Source organism: Streptomyces sp. RKAG337 (genome assembly GCF_023701715.1).
Taxonomy (GTDB): Bacteria; Actinomycetota; Actinomycetes; order Streptomycetales; family Streptomycetaceae; genus Actinacidiphila.
In genome coordinates, this window is sequence record NZ_JAJOZA010000001.1 from 7,119,485 (window position 1) to 7,145,842 (window position 26,358).

At 71.2% G+C, this 26,358-nt stretch carries 22 protein-coding genes and 1 pseudogene; 7 read left to right on the top strand and 16 right to left on the bottom strand.

What is annotated here, in order from left to right:
* Positions 1 to 137: 137 nt before the first annotated feature.
* The 10 genes and pseudogenes from LNW73_RS31550 to ehuB all read right to left on the bottom strand — a co-directional run bounded on the left by LNW73_RS31550 (position 138) and on the right by ehuB (position 10,089).
* On the bottom strand, positions 138 to 629 hold the full coding sequence (locus LNW73_RS31550) for a peroxiredoxin (RefSeq protein ID WP_138353385.1): 492 nt from the start codon (positions 627 to 629) through the stop codon (positions 138 to 140).
* Between the two features lie 179 nt (positions 630 to 808).
* Positions 809 to 1,273, bottom strand: a complete 465-nt coding sequence (locus tag LNW73_RS36745) for an NPCBM/NEW2 domain-containing protein (protein WP_374118288.1) — start codon at positions 1,271 to 1,273, stop codon at positions 809 to 811.
* Positions 1,265 to 2,949, bottom strand: a pseudogene (locus LNW73_RS31560) (NPCBM/NEW2 domain-containing protein); the annotation flags it as partial. The gene LNW73_RS36745 and the pseudogene LNW73_RS31560, both read right to left, overlap by 9 nt.
* A gap of 200 nt (positions 2,950 to 3,149) precedes the next feature.
* On the bottom strand, positions 3,150 to 4,322 hold the full coding sequence (locus LNW73_RS31565) for a lactonase family protein (RefSeq protein WP_250993098.1): 1,173 nt from the start codon (positions 4,320 to 4,322) through the stop codon (positions 3,150 to 3,152).
* 253 nt (positions 4,323 to 4,575) lie between these two features.
* Positions 4,576 to 5,091: an NUDIX domain-containing protein gene (locus tag LNW73_RS31570; protein ID WP_250992277.1), complete on the bottom strand. Its 516-nt coding sequence runs from the start codon at positions 5,089 to 5,091 to the stop codon at positions 4,576 to 4,578.
* A gap of 48 nt (positions 5,092 to 5,139) precedes the next feature.
* On the bottom strand, positions 5,140 to 6,507 hold the full coding sequence (locus LNW73_RS31575; RefSeq protein ID WP_250992278.1) for a CoA transferase: 1,368 nt from the start codon (positions 6,505 to 6,507) through the stop codon (positions 5,140 to 5,142).
* A 405-nt stretch (positions 6,508 to 6,912) separates the two neighbouring features.
* Entirely contained in the window at positions 6,913 to 7,671 is a 759-nt protein-coding gene (ehuA, locus tag LNW73_RS31580; RefSeq protein ID WP_250993099.1) for an ectoine/hydroxyectoine ABC transporter ATP-binding protein EhuA, read from the bottom strand.
* 106 nt (positions 7,672 to 7,777) lie between these two features.
* Entirely contained in the window at positions 7,778 to 8,413 is a 636-nt protein-coding gene (gene ehuD / locus LNW73_RS31585) for an ectoine/hydroxyectoine ABC transporter permease subunit EhuD (protein WP_250992279.1), read from the bottom strand.
* Entirely contained in the window at positions 8,413 to 9,159 is a 747-nt protein-coding gene (ehuC, locus tag LNW73_RS31590; protein ID WP_250992280.1) for an ectoine/hydroxyectoine ABC transporter permease subunit EhuC, read from the bottom strand. Before ehuC ends, ehuD begins: the two co-directional genes overlap by 1 nt.
* 12 nt (positions 9,160 to 9,171) lie before the next feature.
* On the bottom strand, positions 9,172 to 10,089 hold the full coding sequence (gene ehuB / locus LNW73_RS31595; RefSeq protein ID WP_250992281.1) for an ectoine/hydroxyectoine ABC transporter substrate-binding protein EhuB: 918 nt from the start codon (positions 10,087 to 10,089) through the stop codon (positions 9,172 to 9,174).
* Between the two features lie 198 nt (positions 10,090 to 10,287).
* Between ehuB and LNW73_RS31600 the strand changes: the two genes are divergently transcribed.
* Positions 10,288 to 10,896 carry a HutD/Ves family protein gene (locus LNW73_RS31600; RefSeq protein WP_250992282.1) on the top strand — a complete coding sequence of 203 codons (609 nt, stop codon included), beginning with the start codon at positions 10,288 to 10,290 and terminating at the stop codon, positions 10,894 to 10,896.
* Positions 10,897 to 10,899: 3 nt separating this feature from the next.
* Here the strand turns inward: LNW73_RS31600 and LNW73_RS31605 are convergent, their stop codons facing one another.
* On the bottom strand, positions 10,900 to 11,106 hold the full coding sequence (locus tag LNW73_RS31605; protein ID WP_250992283.1) for a hypothetical protein: 207 nt from the start codon (positions 11,104 to 11,106) through the stop codon (positions 10,900 to 10,902).
* 60 nt (positions 11,107 to 11,166) lie between these two features.
* Here LNW73_RS31605 and ligA point away from each other — a divergent pair, with 60 nt between their 5' ends.
* A complete protein-coding gene (ligA, locus tag LNW73_RS31610) occupies positions 11,167 to 13,260 on the top strand; it encodes an NAD-dependent DNA ligase LigA (RefSeq protein WP_250992284.1) in 2,094 nt (697 codons plus the stop codon).
* A gap of 31 nt (positions 13,261 to 13,291) precedes the next feature.
* On the opposite strand, the gene LNW73_RS31615 is transcribed toward ligA, so the two are convergent.
* From LNW73_RS31615 to LNW73_RS31625, 3 genes are all read right to left on the bottom strand, one after another.
* Complete coding sequence (locus tag LNW73_RS31615; protein WP_250992285.1) at positions 13,292 to 13,711, bottom strand: YchJ family protein; 420 nt, start codon at positions 13,709 to 13,711, stop codon at positions 13,292 to 13,294.
* A gap of 33 nt (positions 13,712 to 13,744) precedes the next feature.
* Positions 13,745 to 13,981: a DUF5133 domain-containing protein gene (locus tag LNW73_RS31620; RefSeq protein ID WP_250974263.1), complete on the bottom strand. Its 237-nt coding sequence runs from the start codon at positions 13,979 to 13,981 to the stop codon at positions 13,745 to 13,747.
* Positions 13,982 to 14,150: 169 nt separating this feature from the next.
* The gene (locus LNW73_RS31625) at positions 14,151 to 14,351 is read right to left on the bottom strand and encodes a hypothetical protein (RefSeq protein WP_250974262.1); all 201 of its coding nucleotides are present in this window, start codon (positions 14,349 to 14,351) and stop codon (positions 14,151 to 14,153) included.
* Positions 14,352 to 14,651: 300 nt separating this feature from the next.
* Here LNW73_RS31625 and LNW73_RS31630 point away from each other — a divergent pair, with 300 nt between their 5' ends.
* From LNW73_RS31630 to LNW73_RS31640, 3 genes are all read left to right on the top strand, one after another.
* A complete protein-coding gene (locus tag LNW73_RS31630) occupies positions 14,652 to 16,397 on the top strand; it encodes a glycosyl hydrolase family 18 protein (RefSeq protein ID WP_250992286.1) in 1,746 nt (581 codons plus the stop codon).
* Positions 16,398 to 16,557: 160 nt separating this feature from the next.
* Positions 16,558 to 17,394 carry an undecaprenyl-diphosphate phosphatase gene (locus LNW73_RS31635; protein WP_250992287.1) on the top strand — a complete coding sequence of 279 codons (837 nt, stop codon included), beginning with the start codon at positions 16,558 to 16,560 and terminating at the stop codon, positions 17,392 to 17,394.
* A gap of 84 nt (positions 17,395 to 17,478) precedes the next feature.
* A complete protein-coding gene (locus LNW73_RS31640) occupies positions 17,479 to 18,354 on the top strand; it encodes a SigB/SigF/SigG family RNA polymerase sigma factor (protein WP_250992288.1) in 876 nt (291 codons plus the stop codon).
* Positions 18,355 to 18,459: 105 nt separating this feature from the next.
* On the opposite strand, the gene LNW73_RS31645 is transcribed toward LNW73_RS31640, so the two are convergent.
* On the bottom strand, positions 18,460 to 19,410 hold the full coding sequence (locus LNW73_RS31645; protein WP_250992289.1) for an anti-sigma factor RsbA family regulatory protein: 951 nt from the start codon (positions 19,408 to 19,410) through the stop codon (positions 18,460 to 18,462).
* A 298-nt stretch (positions 19,411 to 19,708) separates the two neighbouring features.
* Between LNW73_RS31645 and LNW73_RS31650 the strand changes: the two genes are divergently transcribed.
* Both LNW73_RS31650 and LNW73_RS31655 read left to right on the top strand, forming a co-directional pair.
* Positions 19,709 to 23,272, top strand: a complete 3,564-nt coding sequence (locus tag LNW73_RS31650) for a HAMP domain-containing protein (protein WP_250992290.1) — start codon at positions 19,709 to 19,711, stop codon at positions 23,270 to 23,272.
* A 120-nt stretch (positions 23,273 to 23,392) separates the two neighbouring features.
* Positions 23,393 to 25,783 carry a SpoIIE family protein phosphatase gene (locus LNW73_RS31655; RefSeq protein ID WP_250992291.1) on the top strand — a complete coding sequence of 797 codons (2,391 nt, stop codon included), beginning with the start codon at positions 23,393 to 23,395 and terminating at the stop codon, positions 25,781 to 25,783.
* Between the two features lie 40 nt (positions 25,784 to 25,823).
* Here LNW73_RS31655 and LNW73_RS31660 read toward each other — a convergent pair whose 3' ends face one another.
* Positions 25,824 to 26,315: a MarR family transcriptional regulator gene (locus tag LNW73_RS31660; RefSeq protein WP_250992292.1), complete on the bottom strand. Its 492-nt coding sequence runs from the start codon at positions 26,313 to 26,315 to the stop codon at positions 25,824 to 25,826.
* Between the last annotated feature and the right edge of the window lie 43 nt (positions 26,316 to 26,358).

The window sequence follows — 26,358 nt, forward strand, 5'->3', positions numbered from 1 at the left end:
ATTTCCGCGGAGCTACCGGTTGATGGGTGGACGCCTGTACGCAGCCGGTGGTTGCACGGGAGCGTGTTCGATTATGGACGACGGTCCAGCGCCGTGTCCGGCATTCGGCGGAGGTGCTCGGAGGTGCCCGTCGGCGCTCAGCCGGCCTGCACCGCGGCGAGCTGCTCCGCCAGCACATCGGTGGTCACGAAGGTCAGGCCGGCCAGCGCGACGTGCTTCCAGCGCACGTTGCCCTCGCCGTCGAGCAGGAAGACCGAGCGGCGCAGACCGAGTCCGGGGACGGCGATGCCGTAGGCCTTGGCCACGGTGCGGTCGGTGTCGGCCAGCAGCGGGAAGCCGAGCCGGTGCTTGCGGGCGAAGGACTCGTGGCTGTCCAGGTCCTGCGGGCTGATGCCCCACACCGTGGCGCCCAGGCCGGTGAAACGGTCCAGGTCGGAGGTGTAGGAGCAGAGCTGCTTGGTGCACACGGCCGTGTCGTCGCCGGGGTAGAAGACCAGGAGCAGCGGGTTGCCGCGCTGTCCGGCGAGCGCGTAGTCGGCCCGTTCCGCGTCGGCGTCGCCCTGGCCGAGGACGAGCCCGGGCAGGGTGAAGTCGGGGGCCGGCGTACCCACTGCGGGCTGCTTGGACATGTGCGCTCCCTTGGCCTCGGCGTCGGCGCCGCCCGGCGGCGGAACGCGATCACCGTGTTGCGCAGATGGTAGAGCCTGCCCGGTCGCACTCCGGAGGCCGGGCAGGCCCTGGTCGTTCAGGTCACCGCGGTCGAACGGATCATGTTCGTCCGTCCGGCCGGTCGTGCCGGGTGCCGGGATCAGCCGCAGGTGAGGCGGGGAAGGGCCCAGTCGGCGTGATCGGAGGTGTTGCCGTTGCCGCCGTCGGTGACGACGAGCTTCAGTTCCAGACCGCCGGTGAGATCGGCCGTCAGATGCTTCGCCGCGTCGCTGACGGTGACCAGACCGCTGTCGGCGACCTTGGTGCCGTCCCGGAAGATCTGGAAGACCACCGATCCGTTGGTCGCCGACTCGTCGTCCACGCCCACATCCGTGGCCAGGGACGTGCAGGTGCCGCCGAGGTAGTAGGTGACGGCGCTGGCGGCGTGGGTGCCCAGGCCCTTGGCGTAGGTGGCTCCGTTGATCGTGAGGGTGCGTCCGTCTCCCGCGGGCTGCTCGCCGTTGCTGTGGTCGCGTTCGACCGGGCCCCAGCCGTTCGCCGACGACGTCCAGTTGAGGTCACTGAGGGCGCTGGTACCGGCCGCCGGGCCGTTGCCGCAGGCCAGTTTGGCGTCGGCCCAGTCGGCGTGGTCGTAGTTGATGCCGTCGCCGCCGTCGGTGACGACCAGCTTCAGCTGGCTTCCGCCGGTCAGGTCCGCGGTCAGGTGCTTGGGGCCGTCACTGGCCGACCGCACGCCGCTGTCGGCGACCTTGGTGCCGTCCCGGTAGAGCTGGAAGATCACCGTGCCAGGACTGGACACCTCGTCGTCCACGCCCACGTCGACGTTGACCGAACGGCAGCTGCCGCCCAGGTAGTAGCTGATCTCGCTGGGGCGTGGGTGCCCAGGCCCTTGGCGTAGGCGGTGCCGTTGATGGTGAGGGCGTGTCCGTCACCGGCGGCCTGTTCGCCGTTGCTGTGGTCGCGTTCGACCGGGCCCCAGCCGTTGGTGGCCGACGTCCAGGGCAGATCGCTGAGCTGGTTGATCCCGGTCGGCGGCGGGACGGGGCTGCCGGGTGTCACCCGGAACATCACCGTGCCGTGCGCGGGCACCGTGGCGCTGATGGTGCCGGTGGTGGAGCTGGTCTGCTTTGACCACAGGTCCTTCAGCGCGTACGAGGACGCGCCGCCGATACCGGCCGCCTCGGCGGTCGTCGAGATCGTCTGCGCTGACCCGTTCTCGTTGGTCAGGGTCACCGACCGGTCGCCACCGGCCAGCGCCTTGGTCATCACGACCTTGCCGCCGGAGCTGGACACCACGGTGCCCTGCTTGCCGAGGCTGTCCTGGTCGACGGCGATGACGTCGGTGTTCTTGAGGACGGCGAGCGTCGCGGCGCTCGCGGTGCGCAGATCGCTGCCGATCAGCAGGGGCGCGGCCATCTGCGACCAGAGGCTGAAGTGGGTGCGGTACTCGGTGTCCGTCATCCCGCCGTTGCCGACCTCGAGCATGTCCGGGTCGTTCCAGGCGCCCGGCTTGGCGTACGGGGCGAGCGACTGGTTCTGGTGGGCGATGCCGATCATGCTGGACCAGGAGTCGCTGATGTCGCCGGTGGTGCGCCAGGAGTTGCCGACGTTCGCGGCCCAGTTCCAGGGCTGGTTGGAGCCCCACTCACAGATGCTGTAGAGGATCGGGCGGCCGGTGGCCTTGAGGGCGTCGCCCATGGCCTTGTACCGGGTCTGGGCGTCCGCACCGGTGTTGTTGCAGTTGTCGTACTTGAGGTAGTCGACACCCCAGGACGCCCACAGGTTGGCGTCCTGCTGCTCGTGGCCGAGCCCGCCGGGGAAGCCGAGGGTGTCGCAGGTCTTGGTGCCGGCACTCGAGTAGAGGCCGAACTTGAGGCCCTTGGAGTGCACGTAGTCCGCGACGGCCTTGATGCCGTTGGGGAAGCGCGCCGGATCGGGAACTAGGTTTCCGGCGGCGTCACGGTTGGGCAGCGCCCAGCAGTCGTCGATGTTGACATAGCTGTAACCGGCGCTCTTCAGGCCCTGCGAGACGAAGATGTCGGCGATGCCCTTGACCATCGTCTCGTTGAACTCCGCCCGGCAGTGGGTGGAGTTCCAGTTGTTGAACCCCATCTGCGGGGTCAGTGCGAGGCCGTTGTCGACGGCCGCGGCGGGTGCCGCCGTGGCCAGTTGCACGGTCACGGCGGCGGTGGCGGCAAGCGCTCCACCTCCCGTGATGAGTGCCAGGGAGGCGGCCAGGGCCGCCAAACGCTGTCTGATGGTGTGGCGTTCGGGCTGCATGTGCGGCTCCATGCGAGGGTAAATGGCGCACAATTCAACGGGGTCGAACGAAAGCAACCACATCACAGCGGTACTGACAGGACATGTCAAGAAGTTCGACCCGGAAGCGCGATGCGCTTCCGGGTCGAGGGCCCCCGTTCGCCGGGGAGTTGGAGCGCCGCCGAGGCGCCTGGCGGCACCTCCCCGCGGTAGCTGGGCGACTAAGGCGACGGCAGTACGCACACCACCCCGGGAGCGGCGAACGGCCGCCCGGTCAGGGTCAGTTTCCCGGTCCTGGTGTCGACATTCAGGACGGTGACCGTGTTGGACTTCTGGTTGGCGGCGAAGAGCAGCCGGCCCGTCGGGTCGAAGGCGATGTGCCGGGGGAAGTCGCCACCCACCGGGACGGTGTCCAGCAGGCGCAGGGTCGCGCCGGCGGACTCGACGGCATAGCGGGTGATGCTGTTGTGACCGCGGTTGGCGAGGTACGCGAACGCCCCGTCGGCGGTGACCAGCAACTGCGCCGGATAGCTCTTGACGCTCCCGGTCCCGGTGGACTGGGGTGCGCCGGGGGTCAGTTTCCCGGTCGTGGCGTTGTACGCGCAGACCACGACGGTGTTGTCCAGCTCGTTGGCCAGGTAGGCGAACTTGCCGCCGGGGTGGAACGTCAGCGACCGCGGCCCGGCGCCGGGCCGCAGTGCGGCGAAGGAGACCTGGTGCAGCGTGCCGGCCGTCTCGTCGAGCTGGTACGTGTACACGGTGTCGTTGCCGAGGTCGACGGCGAGGACGAATCGGCCGTCGGGGGCCGTGATGATCTGGTGGGCGTGCGGCCCGTCCTGCCCGGGTCCCGGCGGCGGGCTGCTGTGCCGGACGAGGGCGGTCCGCGCGCCCAGTTTCCCGTCCTGGCCTATCGGGTGCACGGCGACGCTGCCCGAGTCGTAGTTCGCGCTGAGCAGGTATCGGCCGCCCGGGTGAACGGACAGATGGCACGGTCCGTCGCCGCCGGTGGGCCGCGACCCGAGCACCTTCGGTGCGCCGTTGCTGCCGCCGTGCAGCGCTATCGCGGTCACGGCGCCCGGTGAGCGCTCGTTGACGGTGTACAGCGTGCCGGTGGACGGGCCGAAGGCCAGGAAGGACGGATCCGCGACTCCGGACACCACCCCGGTGGACGTGATCGCACCCGTCGAGGGCTCGTAGGCCGTCAGTGCGACGCCCTTGCCGCCCCCGCTCACGGAGGTGTAGACGCCGAGACAGAGCGGCCTGGTCTCGATGGCGGAAGGTTTCCGCGCCGTGGCCGCCGGCAGCTCCGTCCGCGCGGTGGCCCCGGGGGCGCACCCCAGTCCCGCTGTGGCGGCTGCCGCCGCCGCGGCGGCGAGCAGACCTCGCCTGCCCATGCCTGCGTTGGCCTCCACGCGACACACCTCCCGATACTGCGTTGCCGGTCCGCTGCTGTGCGGTGCTCCAGGGGAGCAGAGTCCGCCGACCGCCGCAACGCGTGTTGCGCGTGGTGCAACGTATCCACCCCCGCGGATCCCGAACCGGCCACCGGCGAATCGCCGTCCGTATGCCCCCCATTCGCGCGGCCGTTCGCGACGGGCCAGGTGGGAGGGTGCGCGCGGGATCGCGACAGCCGCTGGAAGACACGACCTAGCCGGGAGTACGGTCCTGCCAGCCGTGCAGCGAGATTCGCGGGCCGTCGTCGAGGACGCAGCGCAGTGCGTGACCCGTGCTGGGCACCATCTCCCCGGGGAGGGCGTCGATGTCGAACCAGCGGACCGCGGAGTGTTTCTCCGGCTCGCTGTTGACGGGCTCTCCCGACCAGTCGTGCGTGGTGAAGACGACGGTGAGAAAACCGTTGGGGGATTCGACGCCCCAGGCACCGTGGATGACGTGGGCGACACGGAGCGCCGCCGGGTCCACCATGAGGCCCGTCTCCTCCCGCAGTTCACGGGCGGCCGTGTCCGTGACGGGTTCACCCGGATCGCTCTTGCCGATGGGGAGATCCCATTTGCCCTGGCAGTACTTCGCCCCAGGACCGCGTTGCAGCAGCACGACCCGCCGCTTCCCGGCATCGTGGACGATCACTGCCGCGGCGAGCAGGGTCATCGAGTCCAGCGCGGGCGCGAGCGCGCCGGACCTGTCGGCGGCCGGAGGAAGGGCCATGGGAATCCTTTCGTCGGTGGCGGGAGCGGACGCACGGGTCGGGCGGGATCAGATCCAGCCGGGGCTGTCCGTGCCCCACAGGGTGGGCGGACGGGTCCAGTCGCCGGGGCCACCGGCGTAGCCGACCGGCGGGCGGGCGTACTGGAGGCGGCCGTACGGGGAGGGCGTTTCGGCCAGCCAGGAGCCGGGGTCGTAGGCCGCCGCACCGTCGGTTGCGGCGGGGCGGATGCCGTGCGTCAGCCAGGAGGCGGTTCCCGCCAGGGAGAACCGCAGATGCCGGCCTCCACCGGTGTCCTGGCGGTCGGTGAGCGCACGCAGCACCGCGGCGGCGAGCAGATATCCGGTGCCGTGGTCCAGGGCCTGGGCGGGGAGCACTCCGGGGTGTCCGTCGGATGCGGCCTCGATCCCGGCGATGCCGCAGGCGGCCTGCACGAGGCTGTCGAAGCCGCGGCGGCCCGCCCATGGCCCCTCCCAGCCCCACGCGCACAGCTGGGCGACGATCAGCCCGGGCCGCCGCTCCAGCAGTTCCCGCGGAGCGAGACCGTGCCGGTCCAGGGCGCCCGGTCGGTAGCCGGTGATCACGACGTCGGCCGAGGAGAGCAGTTCCTCGAACAGCAGCCGGTCCTTGGGCACATCGAGGTCCAGCAGCGTCGAGCGCTTGCCGAACCCCGTATCGGCATGGGCGTCGGGATGCTCCGGGAGCCGGGGGGAATCGACGCGCAGCACATCGGCGCCGAGCAGCGCCAGCGTGCGGGTGGCCACCGGTCCTGCGATGACCCTGGTCAGATCGAGCACCCTGACACCGGCGGCCGGCAGCGCCGCCGCGCTCAGGGTCCCGGCCGCGCCGTCCCTGGTCCGACGGGACTCGACGAGGGGGAGTTCCGCCCGGTGGCCCGCCGCCGTGGCGACGGCCACGGCGAGCCCGCCCGCCGCGTGAACCGTCTCCTGGATCTCCAGGGCGGGACGGGTCAGCAGCCGCTCCGCGAGCTGCTGGGCCAGTGCGCCCTCGTCGCCCTCGTCCGGGATCTCCAGGGCGGTCAGCAGCCGGGCGCGGTGGTGCGGGTAGTTGGCGTGGGTCCTGACCCAGCCGTCGGCCGCCCGCCAGAAGCCGGAGAGCGGGGCGAACGACGTCGGTTTCCGGCCGTCGATCCGCAGATGCCGTTCACTGACGAAGGCGGTGGCCACCGCTCCCTCGTCCACCCGCACCTCCGGTACGGATCCGCCGGCGCGGCGCGCGAACAGCTCCGCGGCCGCCAGCGAGCACACCCCCACCGTCGCGCGCGCCAGCTCCCGCACCGGAAGCCGGGACGGCGGCACACCGCTCGACGCGATGTACGACACCCCTTCGACCAGCTCCGCCCGACCGCCGAGTGCGGCCCAGGCGTGAGCGGTCGCCACGTCGATTCCCTCAGTCATCGGCCCATTGTGCTGCAGGCCCCGACCGGCGGCCCAAGCCGGTTCACCCCCACGCCGCCCGTGCGGATCCGGGACGGCGCCCGCTTTCACGCCCCGTGCGAACGGCGCGCGCCGGCGCACGCTGTTCGCACGGTGACGCGCGGGCCGGGAAGGGGGAAGCTCGGAGACAGTCCCGATCCTCCCGTACGACAGGCGAAAGGGGTGCAGCAGAGGCACCGTCCGTGCACGCCCGGCCCGGTGTGAGCGGATCCGAGAAGCGGCGTTCCAGCGGGCGTTCGCGCCATCCGCCTCCCAGACGCCGTCAGACGCCGTGATGCCGTCACGACGTCCCACCCCGCCCCGAAACCGAGGCGGGGCGGGGTGGCGTGTCCGGCCACGGCACGGTGCACCTCCTCGGCGGGTCCTTCAGAGGACCGCGCTGAGGAATTCGCGGGTGCGGGTGTGCTCCGGGGCCTCGAACAGCTGGTCCGGAGGCCCGGCTTCGAGGACGTGGCCGTGGTCGAACATCATCACCCGGTCGGAGACATCGCGGGCGAAGCCCATCTCGTGCGTCACGCAGAGCATGGTGATGTCGGTGCTCAGGGCGATGTCCCGCAGGACGTCGAGCACACCTGCCACGAGCTCCGGGTCGAGCGCGGACGTCACCTCGTCGAGGAGGAGGATGTCGGGCCGCATGGCGAGCGCGCGGGCGATGGCGACACGTTGCTGCTGGCCGCCGGAGAGCTGCGTCGGATGGGCGTCGCACTTGTCGGCCAGGCCCACCAGGTCCAGCAGCTCGCGGCCGCGTTCCGCGGCCTCGTCGCGGCTGAGGCCGAGGACGTGAACGGGCGCCTCGGTCACGTTCTCCAGCACCTTCATGTTGGGGAACAGGTTGAACTGCTGGAAGACCATGCCGATCCGGCGTCGCCGTTCTCGGAGGTACTTCTCGTTCGCCGGCACCAGTCTGTCCCGGCCTCCCGGCATGTGGGAGAAGAGCTCCCCGTCGACATGAATGGTGCCCTCGGTGACGCGTTCGAGGGTCATGAGCAGCCGCAGGATGGTGGTCTTGCCGGAGCCGCTCGGCCCGATCAGGGTCACCCGCTCACCTCGTCGCAGCCCGAAGTCGAGCTGGTCCAGGACCGTGTGGTCGCCGAACCGCTTCACCACCTGGTCGAAGCGGACCATGTCCGCGACCGGGGAATCGTTGCGGAGAGCGTCGCCCTTCTCGGTGAGCGCGTCGGTCCCGGACTCGGCGTGGCTGCCGGGGCCGGTCTCTTCCTTGGGGTCGGTGTCACTGAGCAAGGCGCTTCTCCAGTCTTCTCATCAGCATCGAGGTCGGGTAGCTCGCGACGAGGAAGATCGCGGCGGCGAGGGTGAAGGCCTCCAGATAGGCGAAGTGGACGCTGCCGTACTCGTTCGCCTCGTGGACCATCTCCTGCACGGTGATCACCGAGAGGAACGGCGTCTCCTTGAACATGGAGATCACGTAGTTGCCCAGTGCCGGCACGACCTTGCGGACGGCCTGCGGCAGGATCACCGCGCGCCACACCCGGCCGCGCGGCAGCGAGAGCGCGACGGCCGCCTCCCACTGTCCCTGGGGTACGGCGTCGATCCCGGCGCGGTACACCTCGGAGGTGTACATCGCGTAGTGGATGCCGAGGACGGCGATGCCGATGGTCAGCGGATCCAGGCTGGGCACCAGCACCCAGACGGCGAACAGCTGGATCATCACCGGGGTGGAGCGTACGAACTCCACGACGATGCGGACGGGCACGGTGACCCAGCGGGTCGGGGCGCGGCGGAGCACGGCGATCAGCAGTCCGAGCACCATGGCGACGACGGATCCGAGCACCGTGGCGAGCAGAGTGATCCCGAAGCCGTGCAGGACCACGGGCAGTCCCTCACGGGCGGTGTTCCAGTCCCACATCACACACCACCCGCCCGTGCGGCACGGCCGTCGGGATCAGTGATGCCGGCGGACGGCGGCTTGAGGACGTGGCGCAGTCCGCTGCCCTGGCCCAGCCGGGCCTTGGCCACCGCCTCCAGGGCGTTCATCAGCAGCGTCAGCGCGTAGGCGAGCACGAAGTAGATGACCAGGAGCGTCACGTACGCGGCCGCGGTGTTGCCCGTCGTCGAGCGCAACTGGTCCATCTGGAACGTCAGATCGGAGATGGTGATCAACGACAACAGCGGTGTGGACTTGAGCAGCTGGATGAGCAGATTGTTGAACGGCGGGATCATCTGGACCCAGGCCTGGGGCAGGATCACCCGGCGCATCCGCTGCCAGGGGCTCAGGTTGAGCGCGACGGCCGCCTCCCACTGCGCCCGGGGTACGGCGTTCAGCGCGCCGCGCACCACTTCGGAGCCGTAGGCGCCGTAGTTGAGGCCGAAGGCCACGACCGCGCACGCCATCGGCTCAAGCTTGAACCCGAGGATCGGCAGCGCGAAGAACAGCCAGAACAGCTGGACGTACAGGGAGGTACCGCGGAGGAACTCGACGACCACCCGCGACAGGCCGCGGACGAGAAGGTGTTCCGAGCGGGACATGAAGCCGAGGACGAAGGCGAGGACGAGGGCCAGCAGCGCGCTGAGCACGGTGGCCTGGAGGGTGACGGAGACGCCCTGCCACACACTCGGCAGGGACCGGGAGAACTGTGTGAGGAATTCGCTCATCAGGTACGCCCATCACGCCTTGCACAGGTCGGCTGTCCGCAGGGTGGCCGGCGGTACCTCCTGCTTGGTGAAGCCGTACTTCCCGATCAGCGCGACATAGTGCTCGGGGTCGCCGGTGATCTTCTTCAACTGGCCGTTGAACGCGTCCCGCAGCGAGGTGGCGTTCTGCCGGAAGACGGCGCCGCCGGGGCTGTACTGCTTCTTGCCCTTCAGCTCCGGCAGGAACGGTTCGAGCACCTCGACGTCCGCGCCCTTGTTGGTCTTCGCCAGCCAGCGCAGGGATATCCCGGTCAGGGCGAACGCGTCGATCCGTCCCGCGACCAGCGCGTCGAGCCCGTCCTGCTGCTTGGCCAGCGACTTGACCTTGGAGTCCCCGACACCGGCACCGGCGGCGTACCCGGCCTCGACCGCGGCCGTCAGCACTCCGACGCCGGCGCCCTTCGCGGCGCACGAGGCGAGGTCGCTCAGACCCTTGGGATTGCCCTTGCGCACCATCAGCGCGGTGGGGGAGATGAACTCCGGTTCCGAGAAGATGACCTTGTCGCACCGCTCCGGGGTGATCGCCATGCCGGCGCTCACCACGTCGAAACGGTCCGCCGCCAGTCCGGGGATGAGGGCGCCGAAGTCCGTGAGGGTGGGGCGCAGGTCGGCCACCCCGAGCCCGGCGAAGATCTCCTTGTGCAGGGTCGGGGCCTCACCGGCCAGCGCCGTGCCGTCCTTGAACCCGTACGGCGCCTCGCCGGCGAACCCGACCCGCACGTACCCCTGTTTCCTGAGCTTCGCCAACAGGTCGCCCTCGCCCTTCGGCGCTCCCGTTCCCGTCTCGGTGCGGCTGCACGCCGTGAGCAGCCCCGGTACCACCGCCATACCCGTCAAGGTGGTGGTCCCGAGCAGGAATCCTCTGCGGGAGAAGGAGCTGCGCTGCGACATGGATGGTCCCTTCGGTCACGTGCGCCACCTGGTGCGTGACGCCACATGAGGGCCGCCCCTACCCGGCAACACCGTTTGCATTCAAGGAAATCGCAGGTGGGGGTGGTTATCCGCAGATGTGTGGGATGCACGGGTTGGGCCGGTTACGCGGCGGGGACCATTTGACGCGAGAGGTGCCACGCCGCGACGATCAACGGCATGGAAGCGCGGGTAATGCGGGCCGGTGACCGTGTGCCGATGCCCTGGAGCAACGGCGGCGGCGTGACGCGTGAGATCACGGTGGACCCGGTGCACGCGGGCCTGGCCGACTTCGGCTGGCGGGTGAGCCTCGCCGATGTCGTGGAGGACGGGCCCTACTCGGCCCTTGCGGACGTCGACAGGATCATCACCGTGGTCGACGGGCCGGGGATGGTGCTGACGATCGACGGTGCCGCCCACCCACCGATTCGTCCGCTGCGCCCGTTCGCGTTCCCCGGCGACGCCGCCACCGACTGCCGGCTGACGGGCGGGCCCATCGTCAATCTCAACGTGATGACCCGGCGCGGACGGGCGGCGGCGACGGTCGGGATCGTGGACGGCGCGCAAACGGCTGAGGTCCCCGTGAACGGCTCCGTGCTCCTCGTCGCCCTGACCGACGACGTCGGCTTCCTCATCGACCCCGGTTCCGTTCCAGCCGTCGCTCCTGAGGACACCCGCCTCGCCCGCTTCGACGCGGTGCTCGTGTCGGGGACGGGTACCGAAATCGCGGCCCTGCGGTCCGAGGGCAGCGCGGCCGTCATCATCCTCGGGCCCGCAGGCGCGTTCTAGGCCCTAGCCGGACAGCTCGGCGCCGCACCGCGGACAGCGGGCGGGTGGCGGGCCGTCGGACACCGCGTCGCACTGCGGGCAGACGCGGTCGAGCCAGCAGGCGGACTCGCCGCCCTCCGGATCCGCGACGGTGTCGGGCGGACCCGCGGAGCCGTCCCGGTCGGCCGGTCCCGCCGGTTCCGCGGGTTCGACGGGGTTCGTGGGGCTCATGGCGACCACTCTTCCACGACGCCACGGCGCATTGTCAGTGGTGGGCGGCACGATGTCCTCATGACCGAGATCACCACGGCCCAGTTGGCCGACGCCGAGTCGTACGCGCGGGCCGTCTCCGAGGCCACCGAAGCGTCCGCCGCCTACTACAGCGGCGGGGACTCCCGCCTCGACGACGCCACGTACGACCGGTTGGCGCGGGCGATCGCGGCCTACGAGGCCGAGCACCCCGCCGAGATCGTGCCGGCGTCGCCGACCGGAAAGGTCGCGGGCGGCGCGGTGCCGGCCGGCGAGGTGGAACATTCGGCGCGGATGATGTCACTGGACAACGTCTTCGACGGTGCCGAACTCTCGGCCTGGGCGGACTCCCTGGCCAAGCGGCTCGGCGGACCGGTGACGGGCGGCTACGCGGTCGAGCCGAAGCTGGACGGGGTCGCCGTCGCCGCGCGCTACCGGGAGGGCCGCCTGGTCCAGCTGGTCACCCGTGGCGACGGCAGCCATGGCGAGGACGTCTCCCACGCCATCGGGACCATCGCCGGACTGCCGGACCGGCTCGACACCCCGGTGACGTTCGAGGTCCGCGGTGAAGTGCTGCTGACCACGGAGCAGTTCGAGCAGGCCAACGTCATACGCGCCGAGTTCGGCGCCACACCGTTCGCCAACCCCCGCAACGGGGCGGCCGGCACCCTGCGGGCGAAGGAGCGGCCGTACGTCATCGAGATGACGTTCTGGGCCTACTCGGGACTGCCGCTGGAGGACGGTTCGGCGGAGCTCGCGTCGCTGGCCCATAGTCGCGTCATGGAGATCGTCGCGGAGGCGGGAGTGCAGACCACCGCGGCCACTCCCGTGGGGCTGCGCACCTGCGCCTCGATCGACGAGGTCCAGAAGCGCGTCGAGGAGATCGCCGCGCTGCGGGCCGCGCTGCCGTTCGGCATCGACGGAGTGGTGATCAAGGCGGACGACCCGGCCGACCAGGAGAAGGCCGGCTTCAGCTCCCGCGCCCCGCGATGGGCGATCGCCTACAAGCTGCCCGCCGTGGAGCGCGTCACCCGGCTGCTCGCCGTGGAGTGGAACGTCGGCAGGACCGGCGTCATAGCGCCGCGCGCCGTGCTCGAACCCGTCGAGATCGACGGCAGCACCGTCACCTACGCGACGCTGCACAACCCGGCCGACATCACCCGCCGGGACCTGCGGATCGGCGACCAGGTCACCGTCTACAAGGCCGGTGACATCATCCCGCGCATCGAGGCCCCGGTGGTCCAGCTCCGCACCGGGGCGGAGACGCTGATCGACTTCCCCGCCGAATGCCCCCGCTGCGCCTCCGACATCGACACCACTCAGGAGCGCTGGCGCTGTGTGCGCGGCCGGGAGTGCGGGCAGCTCGCCTCGATCCGCTACGCGGTTGCGCGGGACTGCCTCGACATCGACGGGATGGGGCACAAGCTGGTCACACAGCTGGTGGAGTCCGGTCAGGTCACCGACTTCGCCGACGTGTTCACCCTCGATCGCGAGCAGGTGCTGGGGCTGGACCGGATGGGCGAGGTGAGCGCGGACAAGCTGCTGGCGACGATCGCGGCCGCCAAGGACCGGCCGCTGAACCGGGTGTTCTGCGCGCTCGGCGTCCTCGGCACCGGCCGGAGCATGTCCCGGCGGATCGCCCGGCACTTCGGCACCATGGAGGCCATCCGCGCGGCGGACGCCGCAGCGCTGGAGGCAGTCGCCGGCATCGGCGCGGAGAAGGCCAGGGTCGTGGTCGCCCAGATCGCCGAACTGGCCCCGCTCATCGACAAGCTGACGGCCGCCGGGGTGAACATGACCGAGCCCGGAGTGCCGGCGCGGATGCCCGGCGAGGGCGACGCCGACGCCGACGGCACGGCGGAGCCGCAGGGGGCCGTTCCGGCCGGCCCGCTGGCGGACCTGACGGTCGTGGTCACCGGCAGCATGACCGGTGCGCTGGCGGAGCTGTCCCGTACGGCGATGAACGAGCTGATCGAGAGTGCGGGCGGCAGGGCGTCGTCGAGCGTGTCGAAGAAGACCAGCCTGCTGGTCGCGGGGGAGAAGGCGGGTTCCAAGAGGGCCAAGGCGGAGGAGCTCGGGATCCGGGTGATCGCCCCGGAGGAGTTCGCCGAGCTGCTCGGCGACCTCATACCGTGAGTGGCGTGCGGCGGGGCCGCACTGCGGAGCGCTACGCGGTGGCCTCGCCCAGGTAGACCCAGAGCGCGTCCTCGCGGACGAAGCGGCTCACCTCGTGCTGCGAGTCCGTGTCGCCGTGCAGGCGGTAGTGGGCGCGGAACTCCACCGTGCCCTCGGTGTGGAAGGCGCTGCCGTCCGTCGTCCCGACGATCTCCAGCCGGGTCCACTGCTGATCCGGCTCGAACTCGATGCCGGACGGCCGGGTGGTGGAGTGCCACGTCCTGAGCAGGTACGCGGCATCGCGGACGGCGAACGCGCTGAAGCGCGAGCGCATCAGCCGCTCCGCGGTGGGAGCCGCGGCCTGGCCGCTGTGGAGCCTGCCGCAGCAGTCGCGGTAGGACGCTTCCAGTCCGCAGGGGCAGGGAGAGGCGGGCCGGGCCGTCACCGATGGGCGTGTGCTGTTCCGTGTCACACCCTCATTGTGACGGCCCCCGGGCACCCGGAACTACGAGGCCACGGCCTGCGGTGCGGAGGACGGCCCGGACTCCGCGGCGAGCCGCTGCCTGGCGGCCTCGACCGCCCGGCCGACCGTGCGGAAACCGGTGATCACGCACAGGGTGTAGGCGGTGTCCTCGAGCCGGCGGTGCTCCAGCGACCCGGCCGAGTCGCCCCGGGCCTGCGCGGCGAGCGACTCGTAGCGCTCCAGTAAGTCGCGCAGGACGGCGGGATGGGCCATCAGCATGGTCGTACTCCTTGGGTGAGTGGCACGAGGTGCCCGACGGGACGGCGTTCGGTGCCTGTCGGGAGTGTTCTCGTCCTGGTTCTCGATTCCCACGAGATCGCCTCGACGACCGGACGATCCGACGACTGGACGACCCGTGGTGCGCCGAGGGTTCCCGGCCCTACGGCGCCTACCCGTGTCCCGGGGAGCGATGCCGCACATCGTCCAGAATCCGGGACAGCGGCAGCGGCTGACGGCGTACCCGTACCTCCAGCAGGGCGCGGAAGCAGGTGTCGCACAGAGCCAGCGGCGCGCGCAGGCCGAGGTCGCGGACCGTCCGATCGGTACGGCCGCACTCGTCACAGGCCGCCAGATCCGCTGATCCCGCCATGCTGTCGATGCTGCTCCCGGATCGGGCCGCGGGGTAGGGGGCATCCCGGTCTCATGGGCGCGGGCCCGGTGGAAAGGGTGCGCCGCCCATTCGCCCACCGGAACGCCGGAAGATCGTCCAACGTGCCTGTGGGGCACGGCGGTTGACAACCGGCGGCCCGTTGGGGGAGACGGTCGCGGGCGAATGGTAAAGAGCCTTGACAGTCCGTTGGTCTAGTCCAATCATGGGCACTGCTCGGCTCTCCTCGTGACACCGCACCGCGTATCCCCCCATTCACCGGCTCATTCTGTGGGAGCGTTCATGAGACGACCAAGATCCGTCCGAGTACTGCTGACCGCACTGGCCACGGCCGCCGCGTCCCTCGGCCTGGTGGTCGCCGGCGGCACCGCCGCGCATGCCGCGACGCCCATCCCCGCCCATGTCTTCGCGCCGTACTTCGAGGCGTACAACGGCGACAGCATGTCGGCACTGTCCGCGCAGTCCGGTGCGAAGTACCTGACGATGGCGTTCATCCAGACGCCGTCGAAGGGTTCCTGCACGCCGTACTGGAACGGCGACACGGGCATGCCGATCGCCCAGTCCAGCTTCGGTGCCGACATCGCGGCCATGCGGGCGGCCGGCGGCGACGTCATCCCGTCCTTCGGCGGCTACACCGCGGACAACACCGGCACCGAGCTGGCGGACAGCTGCACGAACGTCAACTCCATCGCCGCCGCCTTCGAGAACGTCATCACCACCTACGACGTGACGCGCATCGACCTCGACATCGAGGACAACTCGCTCACCAACACCGCCGGTATCGACCGCCGGAACAAGGCGATCAAGCTGGTCGAGGACTGGGCGGCGGCCAACGGGCGCACCGTCCAGTTCTCCTACACCCTGCCGACCACCACCAGCGGCCTGGCCTCCAGCGGACTGGCCGTCCTGCGCAACGCCGTGACGAACAACGCCCGCATCGACGTCGTGAACCTGATGACGTTCGACTACTACGACGGCGCCTCCCACCAAATGGCGACCGACACCCAGACCGCCACCACCGGCCTGCGCGGCCAACTGGGCACGCTCTACCCCGCGAAGAGCGACGCGCAGCTGTGGGGGATGGTCGGCATCACGGAGATGCCCGGCATCGACGACTTCGGCGCCGCCGAGACGTTCCAGACCGCCGACGCGGCCACGGTCTACAACTGGGCCGTCTCCAAGGGCATCGCCTCGCTGTCCTTCTGGGCACTCCAGCGCGACAACGGCGGCTGCCCCGGCACCGGGGGATCGGACTCCTGCTCGGGCATCGCGCAGAGCACCTGGTTCTTCAGCCACGCCTTCGAGCCGTTCACCGGCGGCGGAGGTCCGGTCACCAACGACTTCTCGGTCAGCACCACACCCGCCTCCGGGTCGGTGAACCCCGGCGCCTCGGTGACCGCGACGGTGAAGACCGCCGTCACGGCCGGCTCGGCGCAGACCGTCAACCTGACCGCGTCCGGCGCCCCCGCGGGTGTGACGGTCGGCGTCAGTCCCGCCTCGGTCACCGCAGGCGGGTCCGCGACGCTGACGGCCACCGCCTCCGCCACGGCGGCGGCCGGAACGTACGCGGTGACGGTCACCGGCTCGGCGGCGTCCGGCAGCCACCCGACGACGTACACCCTCACCGTCACCGGCCCCGGCGGGTCGGGCGTGCTGGTCAACGGCGGCCTGGAGAGCGGGAGCCCGACCCCGTGGACCTGCCAGCCCGGGGGAGCGGTGGTCGCCAGTCCGGTGCACACCGGCACCCACGCGCTGCTGGTGGCGCCCACCTCGGGCCAGACCGGCCAGTGCGGGCAGAGCGTCGCCCTGTCGCCGAACCACAGCTACACGCTGTCCGGTTGGGTGCAGGGCAGTTACGCCTACCTCGGGGTGAGCGGCGGCGCTTCGGCGAGCACCTGGACGTCGTCCGGCGGCTGGACCAAGCTCACCGTCCCCTTCACCACCGGCGCCTCCGGAACGGTCACCGTGTACCTGCACGGCTGGTACGCCCAGGGCAACGTCTACGGGGACGACTTCTCGATCACGTAGCACCCTCGTTACCCTGGTCCCGGCCTGCCCGGTCGGCGGGCCGTCCTCTACAGTCGCACCCAACGTCTACAATTCTGTAGACGTTGGGTGTGCCCATGAGGGCCCTCGTTGACAACGGCGCCGCCAAGCCGGTCATTCGCAATTTCCAGGGACGGGACCAATGAGCGCGATCGGCGTCGGCCAAGCCGCCATTCTCGGAGTGGTGGAAGGGCTCACCGAATTCCTCCCGGTGTCCTCCACCGGCCACCTCAAGATCACCGAGGGGCTGATGAACATCCCGGTGGACGACAAGGCGGTGGTCGGCTTCACGGCCGTCATCCAGGTCGGGGCCATCGCCGCCGTCCTGGTCTACTTCTTCCGCGACATCGTGCGGTTCGCGAGCGCCTGGGGACATGGCATCGCGAACAAGAGCGAACGCGACAGCCACGACTACAAGTTCGCCTGGTGGGTCATCTACGCCACCATCCCGATCGTCATCGTCGGCCTCCTCGCCAAGCCGCTCATCGACGGCCCGCTCGCCTCGCTGTGGGTGGTGGCCGGCTCGCTGATCGGCGGCAGCATCGTGATGTGGGTGGCCGAACAGCTGGCCAGGTTCAAGCGCGGTGAGGACGAGATCACCCTCAAGGACGCCATGATCGTGGGCTCCTCCCAGATCCTCGCGCTGCTCTTCCCCGGCTTCTCCCGTTCCGGCGCCACGATCTCCACCGGGCTGATCCTCGACCTGGACCGGCTGGCCGCGACCCGCCTCTCGTTCTTCCTGTCCATCCCGGCGCTGACCGGCGCGGGGCTCTACGAGCTCAAGGACGCCACCGGCGGCGGCGTCGACCTGCTCCCCCTCGTCGTGGGCACGGTGGTGTCGTTCGTGGTCGCCTACGCCTCGATCGCCTGGCTGCTGAAGTACGTCGCCAAGCACTCGTTCAACATCTTCGTCGTCTACCGCATCATCATCGGGATCCTGCTGTTCTCCCTGCTCGGCACCGGTGTCCTGAGCGCCTGAGGACCCGCCGGAACCGTCAGGTGTGTGCCCGGAGCGCCGGGGTATACGACGCCTCGACGGTGTGGACTTCCGGAGGAGGACGACATGGCGGGCTCGGTAGTGACGAGGACCTCCCCGACCGCTGTGCGGTTGCCGGAGGCGGACGTGGACCGGGCGGAACTGCCGCGGGTGGAGTGCCCGGGAAAGCTCGCCCCCAAGGACGCGCGGCAGCTGTCGAAGCTGTTCTTCGACCGGCTGCGAGAGCTCGACGAGGGCACCCACGAATACCAGTACGCCCGCAACACCCTCATCGAGCTGAACATCTCGCTGGTGAACTTCGCCGCCGGGCGGTTCCGCAACCGGTCCGAGCCGCGCGAGGACATCGTGCAGGTCGGGACGATCGGCCTGATCAAGGCGATCGACCGGTTCGACCTGTCGCGCGAGGTGGAGTTCACCACGTTCGCCATTCCGTACATCACCGGCGAGATCAAGCGCTTCTTCCGGGACACCAGCTGGGCCGTGCACGTACCGCGGCGGCTGCAGGAGCTGCGCCTGGAGCTGGCCAAGGCCACCGAGGAGCTGGCCGGCCGGCTGGACCGCGCGCCCACCACCGATGAGCTGGCGGCGCTGCTCGACCTCACTCCGGCGGAGGTCACCGAGGGCCAGCTGGCCAGCAACGGCTACGTCGCCGGGTCCATCGACATCCCCGCGGGCGAGGAGGAGGGCAGCGGCGAAGGCGTGCTGGCCGACCGGCTCGGTGACCTCGACCCCGCGCTGGAGTTCGTGGAGAACCTCCAGTCCCTCAAGCCACTGCTGGCCGAGCTCGCCCCCCGCGACCGCCGCATCCTGAACATGCGGTTCGGCGCCGAGATGACCCAGGCGGAGATCGGCGCGGAACTGGGGATCTCGCAGATGCACGTGTCGCGGCTGCTCACCCGGACCCTGACGCGGCTGCGCGGGCAGCTGCTGATCCAGGAGTGATCCGCCGGCAGAAGACCGCCGGTGGGGCCGCTCGTGGACCGTGCGCGAGCGGCCCCACCGGCGTGGTGAACCGGCCGCGGTGGTCCGGCCGGCGGACCGGCGGCCCTACGCGGTGAGGGCGAAGTACACGCGCAGCGTCGTGCCGGCCGCCGTCGTGTGCATCCGCACCAGGTCGGCGAGGTGGTTGACGAGCAGCATCCCGCGGCCGCCGGGAGTGGCGCGCACGACGGGGATACGGCCGACGAGCGGATCGGTGAGGTGTCCGCGGTCGCGCAGCTCGCAGACGAGGTGGCCGTCCTCGGTCCACAGCCGCAGAGTGCCGGAGCCGCCGCCGTGCAGGACGGTGTTGGTGGCCAGTTCGTTGACGGCCAGCTCCACGTCCGGGATCCGGCCCGGGTCCAGGCCGGCGCCGACGGCGTACCGGGACGCGGCGAGCCGGGGCTCGGTCAGGGTCACGTTGTCGAAGGCGAGGGTCAGCGCGCCGTCCGGGGCCTCGGGCAGCGGCAGGTTCCACTTCGCGACGACGTAGGTGGGGGCGTAGTCCGGGCTGCGGACGCTGCCCGCGCCGTCGATGAGGACGGGGTGGGTGGCCGCGGCGTCGGCCAGGACGTCCGGGCTGAGCCGGTCGACGTCGTAGGGGCACAGGATCGTGACGTCGCGGTCGGCGAAGGCGAGGTTGATCAGTGCCTCGTGCTGGACGCAGGCCGGGTACTCGGTGGCCGAGCGGCCCCGCCAGATCGGCTCGCCGATGATCCGCACCCGGCGGCCGGGGTGGGCGTCGGCGAAGGCCCGCAGCACACCGGGGATGATCCGGCCCGGATTGCGGCCGGCCCGTGTCATGTCGAGCAGGCTCACCTCGGCGGCGCGGTCGGCGAGCGCCTTCTCCAGCAGGGCGAGGTTCGGGCCGGGAACGGCTACGGCGACCGGCTCGCCCCGGTCGAGTCCCTCGGTGATGAAGGGCACGGTTCCGGCGAGATAGGCGTCGCTGCCGCGGTAGAGGAGCGCCGGATGCGCGAACCCGCCGCGGCGAGTCGTGTCCTGCGGTATCGCGCTCATCTCCACTACCCCTCCATCGACAGCGGCCCCGTCCGCGACCACACCGCGGCTTCCGCCCTCAAGGATGCATTGTGCTCGATGGGGAGTCTGCCCGCCCCGGACCAAAGGATGGCACCCCGGTGACCCCTGCCCCGCGAGGCGGCCGTGGAAGAAGTTCTGGCGCGTGGCGCGGGAAGGCGGGATGCTGGGCTAGCCTGCGAAGTGCAGGGCAACATTTGTCATGTGGCAATGAAGGTGGAAGTGCCTCGGGCACCCGCTCGGCATGCGGTGACGACGTGATGGCGGGATGGGGACTGACATGGGCGACATGGTGGATGCGGACGCGCGGGTGAAACCACCGCGCGGCCGGGCAGGCGGTGCGCGGAACCGTGCGGACGACCGGGCGCCGGACCACGCGGCGGACTCCGCCGACCGCGGCGGACCGGTCGGCGAAGCGGAGCTCCGGCGGCTGCTCGCCGGCCTCACCGCCGTCCGTGACGGCGACTTCGGCACCCGGCTGCCCGGTGACACTGCGCTGCTCGGCGAGATCGCCACCGTGTTCAACGGGATGGTCGACCAGCTGTCGCTGTTCACCTCCGAAGTGACCCGGGTGGCCCGCGAGGTCGGCAGCGACGGCCGGCTCGGCGGCCAGGCGGTCGTACCGGGCGTGTCCGGCACCTGGAAGGACCTCACCGACTCCGTCAACGTCATGGCGGGCAATCTCACCACCCAGGTCCGCTCGATCGCCCAGGTCTCGACGGCCGTCGCCAAGGGCGACCTCTCGCAGAAGATCAGTGTCGAGGCCAAGGGCGAGGTCGCCGCGCTCGCCGAAGCGATCAACACCATGGTCGGCACCCTGTCCGCCTTCGCCGACGAGGTGACCCGGGTGGCCCGTGAGGTCGGCACCGAGGGCATGCTCGGCGGCCAGGCCAGGGTGCCGAACGTGGCCGGCACCTGGAAGGACCTGACCGACAACGTCAACTCCATGGCGAACAACCTCACCAGCCAGGTCCGCAACATCGCGCAGGTGACCACGGCCGTCGCCCGGGGCGACCTGACCCGCAAGATCGACGTGGACGCGCGCGGTGAGATCCTCGAGCTCAAGACCACCATCAACACGATGGTCGACCAGCTGTCGTCGTTCGCGGCCGAGGTCACCCGCGTCGCCCGCGAGGTGGGCAGCGAAGGACGGCTCGGCGGTCAGGCCGAGGTCGAGGGCGTCTCGGGCACCTGGAAGCGGCTCACGGAGAACGTCAACGAGCTGGCCGGGAACCTCACGCGGCAGGTCCGCGCCATCGCGGAGGTCACCGGCGCCGTCGCCGAGGGCGACCTGACCCGGTCGATCTCGGTGGACGCCTCCGGCGAGGTCGCCGACCTCAAGGACAACATCAACTCCATGGTGGAGTCGCTGCGCGAGACGACCCGGGCCAACCAGGAGCAGGACTGGCTCAAGTCGAACCTCGCCCGGATCTCCGGCCTCATGCAGGGCCGCCGGGACCTCGGCATCGTCGCCGAACTGATCATGGACGAGCTGACGCCGCTCGTCGCCGCGCAGTACGGCGCGTTCTACCTCGCCGAGGACGCCCCCGAGGGCACCGAGCTGCAGCTGATCTGCTCCTACGGCTATCCGTCCGGTACCGGATCGCAGGACCGGCCGAGCCGGTTCAAGCTCGGCCAGTCCCTCGTCGGCCAGGCGGCCCGCAGCCGCCGCACCATCGCCGTCGACGACATCCCGGCCGGCTATGTGATCTCCTCCGGGCTCGGCCACACACCGCCCGCCAGCCTGATCGTGCTGCCGATCGTCGTCGAGGGCCAGGTGCTGGGCGTCATCGAGCTCGCCTCGGTGCACCGCTTCACCCAGATCCACCGGGACTTCCTGGACCAGCTGATGGAGACCATCGGCGCCAACGTCAACACCATCGTGGCCAACGCCCGCACCGACGAGCTGCTGGGCGAGTCGCAGCGGCTCGCCGCCGAGTTGCAGGCCCGCTCCAGCGAACTGCAGGTCAGGCAGGAGGAGCTGCAGAGCTCCAACGCCGAACTGGAGGAGAAGGCGGCGCTGCTGGCCACCCAGAACCGCGACATCGAGACCAAGAACCTGGAGATCGAGCAGGCCCGCCAGGAGCTGGAGGAGCGTGCCCAGCAGCTCGCGCTCGCCTCCAAGTACAAGTCCGAGTTCCTCGCCAACATGAGCCACGAGCTGCGCACCCCGCTCAACAGCCTGCTGGTGCTGGCCCAGTTGCTCGCCCAGAACCCGCACCACAACCTCACGCCCAAGCAGGTCGAGTACGCCGGCGTCATCCACTCCGCCGGATCCGACCTCCTCCAGCTGATCAACGACATCCTCGACCTGTCCAAGGTCGAGGCGGGCCGGATGGACGTCGCCCCCGAATGGGTCCCGCTGCGCCAGCTGGTGGACTACGTGGAATCCACCTTCCGTCCGCTGACCTCGCAGAAGGGCCTGGAGTTCCGGGTCGAGGTGGCTTCCGGTACGCCGATGGAGGTCCTCACCGACGACGCCCGGCTGCGCCAGGTGCTGGGCAACCTGATGTCGAACGCCGTGAAGTTCACCGAAGCGGGCGAGGTCGCGCTGCGCGTCTTCGTGGCCCCGCCCGGCGACCTTCCGGCGGCGGCGCTCTCCCAGGGACCCATGCTGGCCCTGGAGGTCCGCGACACCGGGATCGGGATCGCGGAACAACAGCTCGAAGCGATCTTCGGGGCGTTCCAGCAGGCCGACGGCACCACCAGCCGCCGCTACGGCGGCACCGGCCTGGGCCTGTCCATCAGCCGGGAGATCGCCCAGCTGCTGGGCGGCTCCATCCAGGCGGCCAGCGTGCCCGGCGAGGGCAGCGTCTTCACCTTCCATCTGCCCGTCGCCCAGCCCGACTTCGCCGCGCTGCACGGGGCGGCGACCGGCGACGCGACGGCGGAGCCGCTCGTCCTGTCGTCCCCGGAACCGGACCGGGACCGGGACCGGAACGAGAACCGGGACCGCGGCCACGACCACGACCGCCGCCGGGACCTCGGTCGGGACCCCGGCCGGGAGGGGGCGCTGGAGACGGAGCGGCGCCGGCTGCTCGTCATCGAGGACCAGCCCCGCGGACTGCTCTCGCTCGTCGCCGAGAGCGTCGTCGCCGAACTCGACCACGGCCGCGGTCCGGCCGATCCGCGCGGCCGGGTCCGGCTGCGCAGCGCCGCGGGGGCGGCGGAGGCCGTGGAGGCGCTCGCCACCGAGCCGTACGACTGCGTGGTGCTCGGACTCGACGCGAACGGCGAGGCCGGACTGCGCTCGCTCGACGCGATCATGAGCGAACCGGCGCTGCGCGAGGTGCCGGTCCTCGTCCACCCCACCCGGCGGCTCGACCCCGAGCGGGAACGGCAGATCGCCGAGCGGGCCCGCACCCGTCCGCTGGAGGTGCTCTCCGGACTGGACGAGCTCCGGGAGCGCATCGCCCGCCATCTGAAGTCCTACCGGCCGCGGGAGACCGCTCGCGGCGCCGCCGCCGTCGGACTCGACGGCCGGACGATCCTGGTCATCGACGACGACACCCGCAATGTCTTCGCGCTCACCAGCATGCTCGAACTCCACGGCGTCCGGGTCCTGCACGCGGAGGACGGCCGCAAGGGCATCGACACCCTGGACCTGAACCCCGGCATCGACCTGATCCTGATGGATGTGATGATGCCGGAGATGGACGGGTACGCGGCCACCGCCGCGATCCGCGCGATGCCCCACTACGCCGATCTGCCGATCATCGCGGTGACCGCCAAGGCCATGCACGGCGACCGGGAGAAGAGCCTGGCCTCCGGCGCCAACGACTACGTCACCAAGCCGGTGGACTCCGCGGCCCTGGTGGCCTGCATACGGCGCTGGCTGCGGTAGAGCAGCCGGCACCCGCCAGCCGCGCCACTCACCTCACCCGCACCGCCCGGGCCGTCGACACCGCGGCCGGCGGCGGCCCCCGTGCCGAAACCGCTCTTCCGACCCGAAGGACCCGCGCCCGTGAACGACCCCACCCCCGAGTCCGTGCCGGACACCGGGCGGCCGGTGCCCCCCGGACCGCTCGCGGGGACCGGCGCGGGCGGATCCGGTGTGGAGCGGCTGGCGGCGGTCGTGGAGCGGCTGCGCCGCAGGCTCGACGCGCAGCAGAACGCGGCCGCCACGCAGGGGCTGCTCGATGTGGCGAAGGGCATCCTGGTCGAACGCGGCGTGGACGGACCCGCCGAGGCCGCCAGACACCTGGAGGAACTCGCCGCCCGCGCCGGGCTGCCGGCCGCCGAGCTGGCCGCCGACATCGTCAACGAAGCGGCACACGACCCGTTGTCGCGGGCCGTCCCGGCTCCGGACGACGGCGCCGACCGCGCCGCGCCTCCGGTGTCCGTCCGGCTGCGGATCGCCGAGGCCGGAGCGCTCAGCGGCACCGACGCGCAGACGGTCGCCCAGTCGCTGCTGGTCCACGCGCTGGAGCCGTTGGGCGCCACCGCTGCGGCGGTGTGGCAGGCCGACCAGGACGGTTCGCTCACCCTCGCCGGCAGCGCGGGATTCCCCCCGGCGGAGGCCGTCCGCTGGCGGTACGTGCCGCCCCGCGTCGGAACGCTGGCCCAGCAGGCGCTGCTGTCGGGGCGGACGCTGTGGCACGGCGCCCCGCCGGCGTCGGCCGCGTCCATCGGCCTGTCCGGCAGCGGTGCCGGCGCCCGGGCGCTGATCCCCGCGCAGCGGGCCGGCCGCACGGTCGGAGTCCTGGAAGTGTGCTGGCCGGAGCCCGGCACACCGCTGCCGCGCGCCGTCCACCGTCAGCTCACCGCCCTCGCCGGGCTGTGCGCGCACACGCTGGAGGGGACCGGCTCCGCCGCACCCGGCGGCGGAGCGGTCCGGGACGACAGCGCCACCCGGCTCGGCGGCCTCGCCGAAGGCCTCCTGGACCCCGCGCTGGTCCTCCAACCGCTGCTGGACGACCAGGGCCGGATCTGCGACTTCCGGATCACGTACACCAACGAGCACTTCACGGACTTCGCCGGCCGCCCGCGGGCCGACATCACCGGGCGACCGCTGCTGGAGGCCTACCCGCTCGCGGCCGCGGACGGCGGCCTGTACGAGCGGGCGCTGCGCGTCCACACCACCGGCGAGCCGTTCCGCACCGAGCGGACGGTCCTGCCGGCCGCCCCCGAGGGCACGGCGCCGCACCCGACGGCCGCGCTGGGCATCGGACGGTACGGCGACGCCCTGCTGGTGAGCTGGCGCACCCATAACGAGGCGACCCGGCTGGCGGCACTGGTCGAGCACACCCAGCGGCTGGGCCGGATCGGCGGGTTCGAGGAGACCCCGGCCACCGGCGAGGTCATCTGGAACAGCCAGCTGTTCGACATCTACGGGCTGCCGCCGGACTCCGCGCCGATTCCGCTGGAACGGCTGCGCCACCACGCCCACCCCGACGACGCCGACATCATCGGACGGTTCCTGCGGGAGGTGCTGCACCAGCGCGGGTCCGGCTCCACGGCCTTCCGGCTGCTGCGCCCCGACGGAGTCGTCCGGTACATCCGGGTGGTCGCGGAACCGGCGGCCGGCCCGGAAGGCGGCCCGATGACCGTGCACGGCGCCTACCAGGACGTCTCCGCGCAGCACTGGACGGAGGTCGCGCTGGCAGCCACCCGCAACCAGCTCGCCGACTCCGAGCAGCGGGCCGACGAACGCGACCTGCTCGCCCTGCAGCTCCAGCGCGCCATCATGCCGGCGGCCCCCGCGCCCATCGACGCGTCCGGGCTGCAGGTCGCGGTCCGCTACCGGCCCGCGGAGAAGGGCCACCTGGTCGGCGGCGACTGGTACGACGCCGTCGTGCTGCCCAGCAAGCAGGTCCTGCTGGTGGTCGGTGACATCGCGGGGCACGGGATCGACGCCGCCACCGGCATGGTCGTGCTGCGCAACGCCCTGCGCGGCCTGGCCGCGACCGGTGCGGGACCCGGCCGGATGCTGGGCTGGCTCAACACCGTCGCCCACCGGCTCACCGAACACGTCACCGCCACCGTCGTCTGCGGGCTGTACGACCCGTCGACCCGGGTGGTCCGCTGGGCCCGTGCCGGGCACCCGCCGCCGGTGCTGGTCCGCGGCGCGCGGTCCACGGTGCTGCCGCTGCCCGCCGGCATCCTGCTCGGCGCCGTCGCCGAGGCGAGCTACGCGGAGGAGACGGTCGTCCTGGAGCCGGGGGACACCCTGCTGCTCTACACCGACGGGCTGTTGGAGCGCCGGGACCGTACCGTCAATCAGTCCCTGGAGCAGCTGCTGCGCGATGCCGGGCCGCCCACCGGCGACCTGGAGGAGGACCTCGACCGGCTGCTCACCCACAGCAATTCCGACACCGACGACGACACCTGCATCATCGGATTCCGGCTACGGTGAACATCACCGCGGTGAACACCCCGCGCGCCGCGGACGGCGCCTACGCGATGTGCGCGGCGACCGTGTGCGCCGGGAGCGGCGACGCCTCGGAAGCGGCGGCGTCCCGGAACGCGCGCAACCCGCTCAGCAGGGCCGTCCGCGCGGCCGGCTGCATCGTGGCCAGCACCTGCGACAGCTGCTCGCGGCGCCGGGCCCGCAACTCGTCGAGGAACTTCACGCCGCGTCCGCTGAGCCGCAGCCGGACCTCGCGCCGGCTCGCCGGATTGGGATCGCGCTCCAGGTATCCGACGGCCTGCAGCCGGTCGCAGAGTCTGCTGACGGACGGCGGGGCCGAGCCCAGCGCTTCGGACAGGGTGCGGAGATTGATGCCCTCGTTGTCCGCGAGTATGAACAGCACCCGCAGCTGTGAGGCGGACACCGGAGCCGCGGAATCGTCACGTCCACGGCCCCACAACACCTCGAGAAGCTCAGTGATCTCCGAGGCGGCGCCTGCCGCCTCCTCGAGGTGGGTTGCGGATCGGGAGGAGTGCATAGCCTTCACCTTCGCACTGTCCGACCCCAACTGTCAGCTTTCC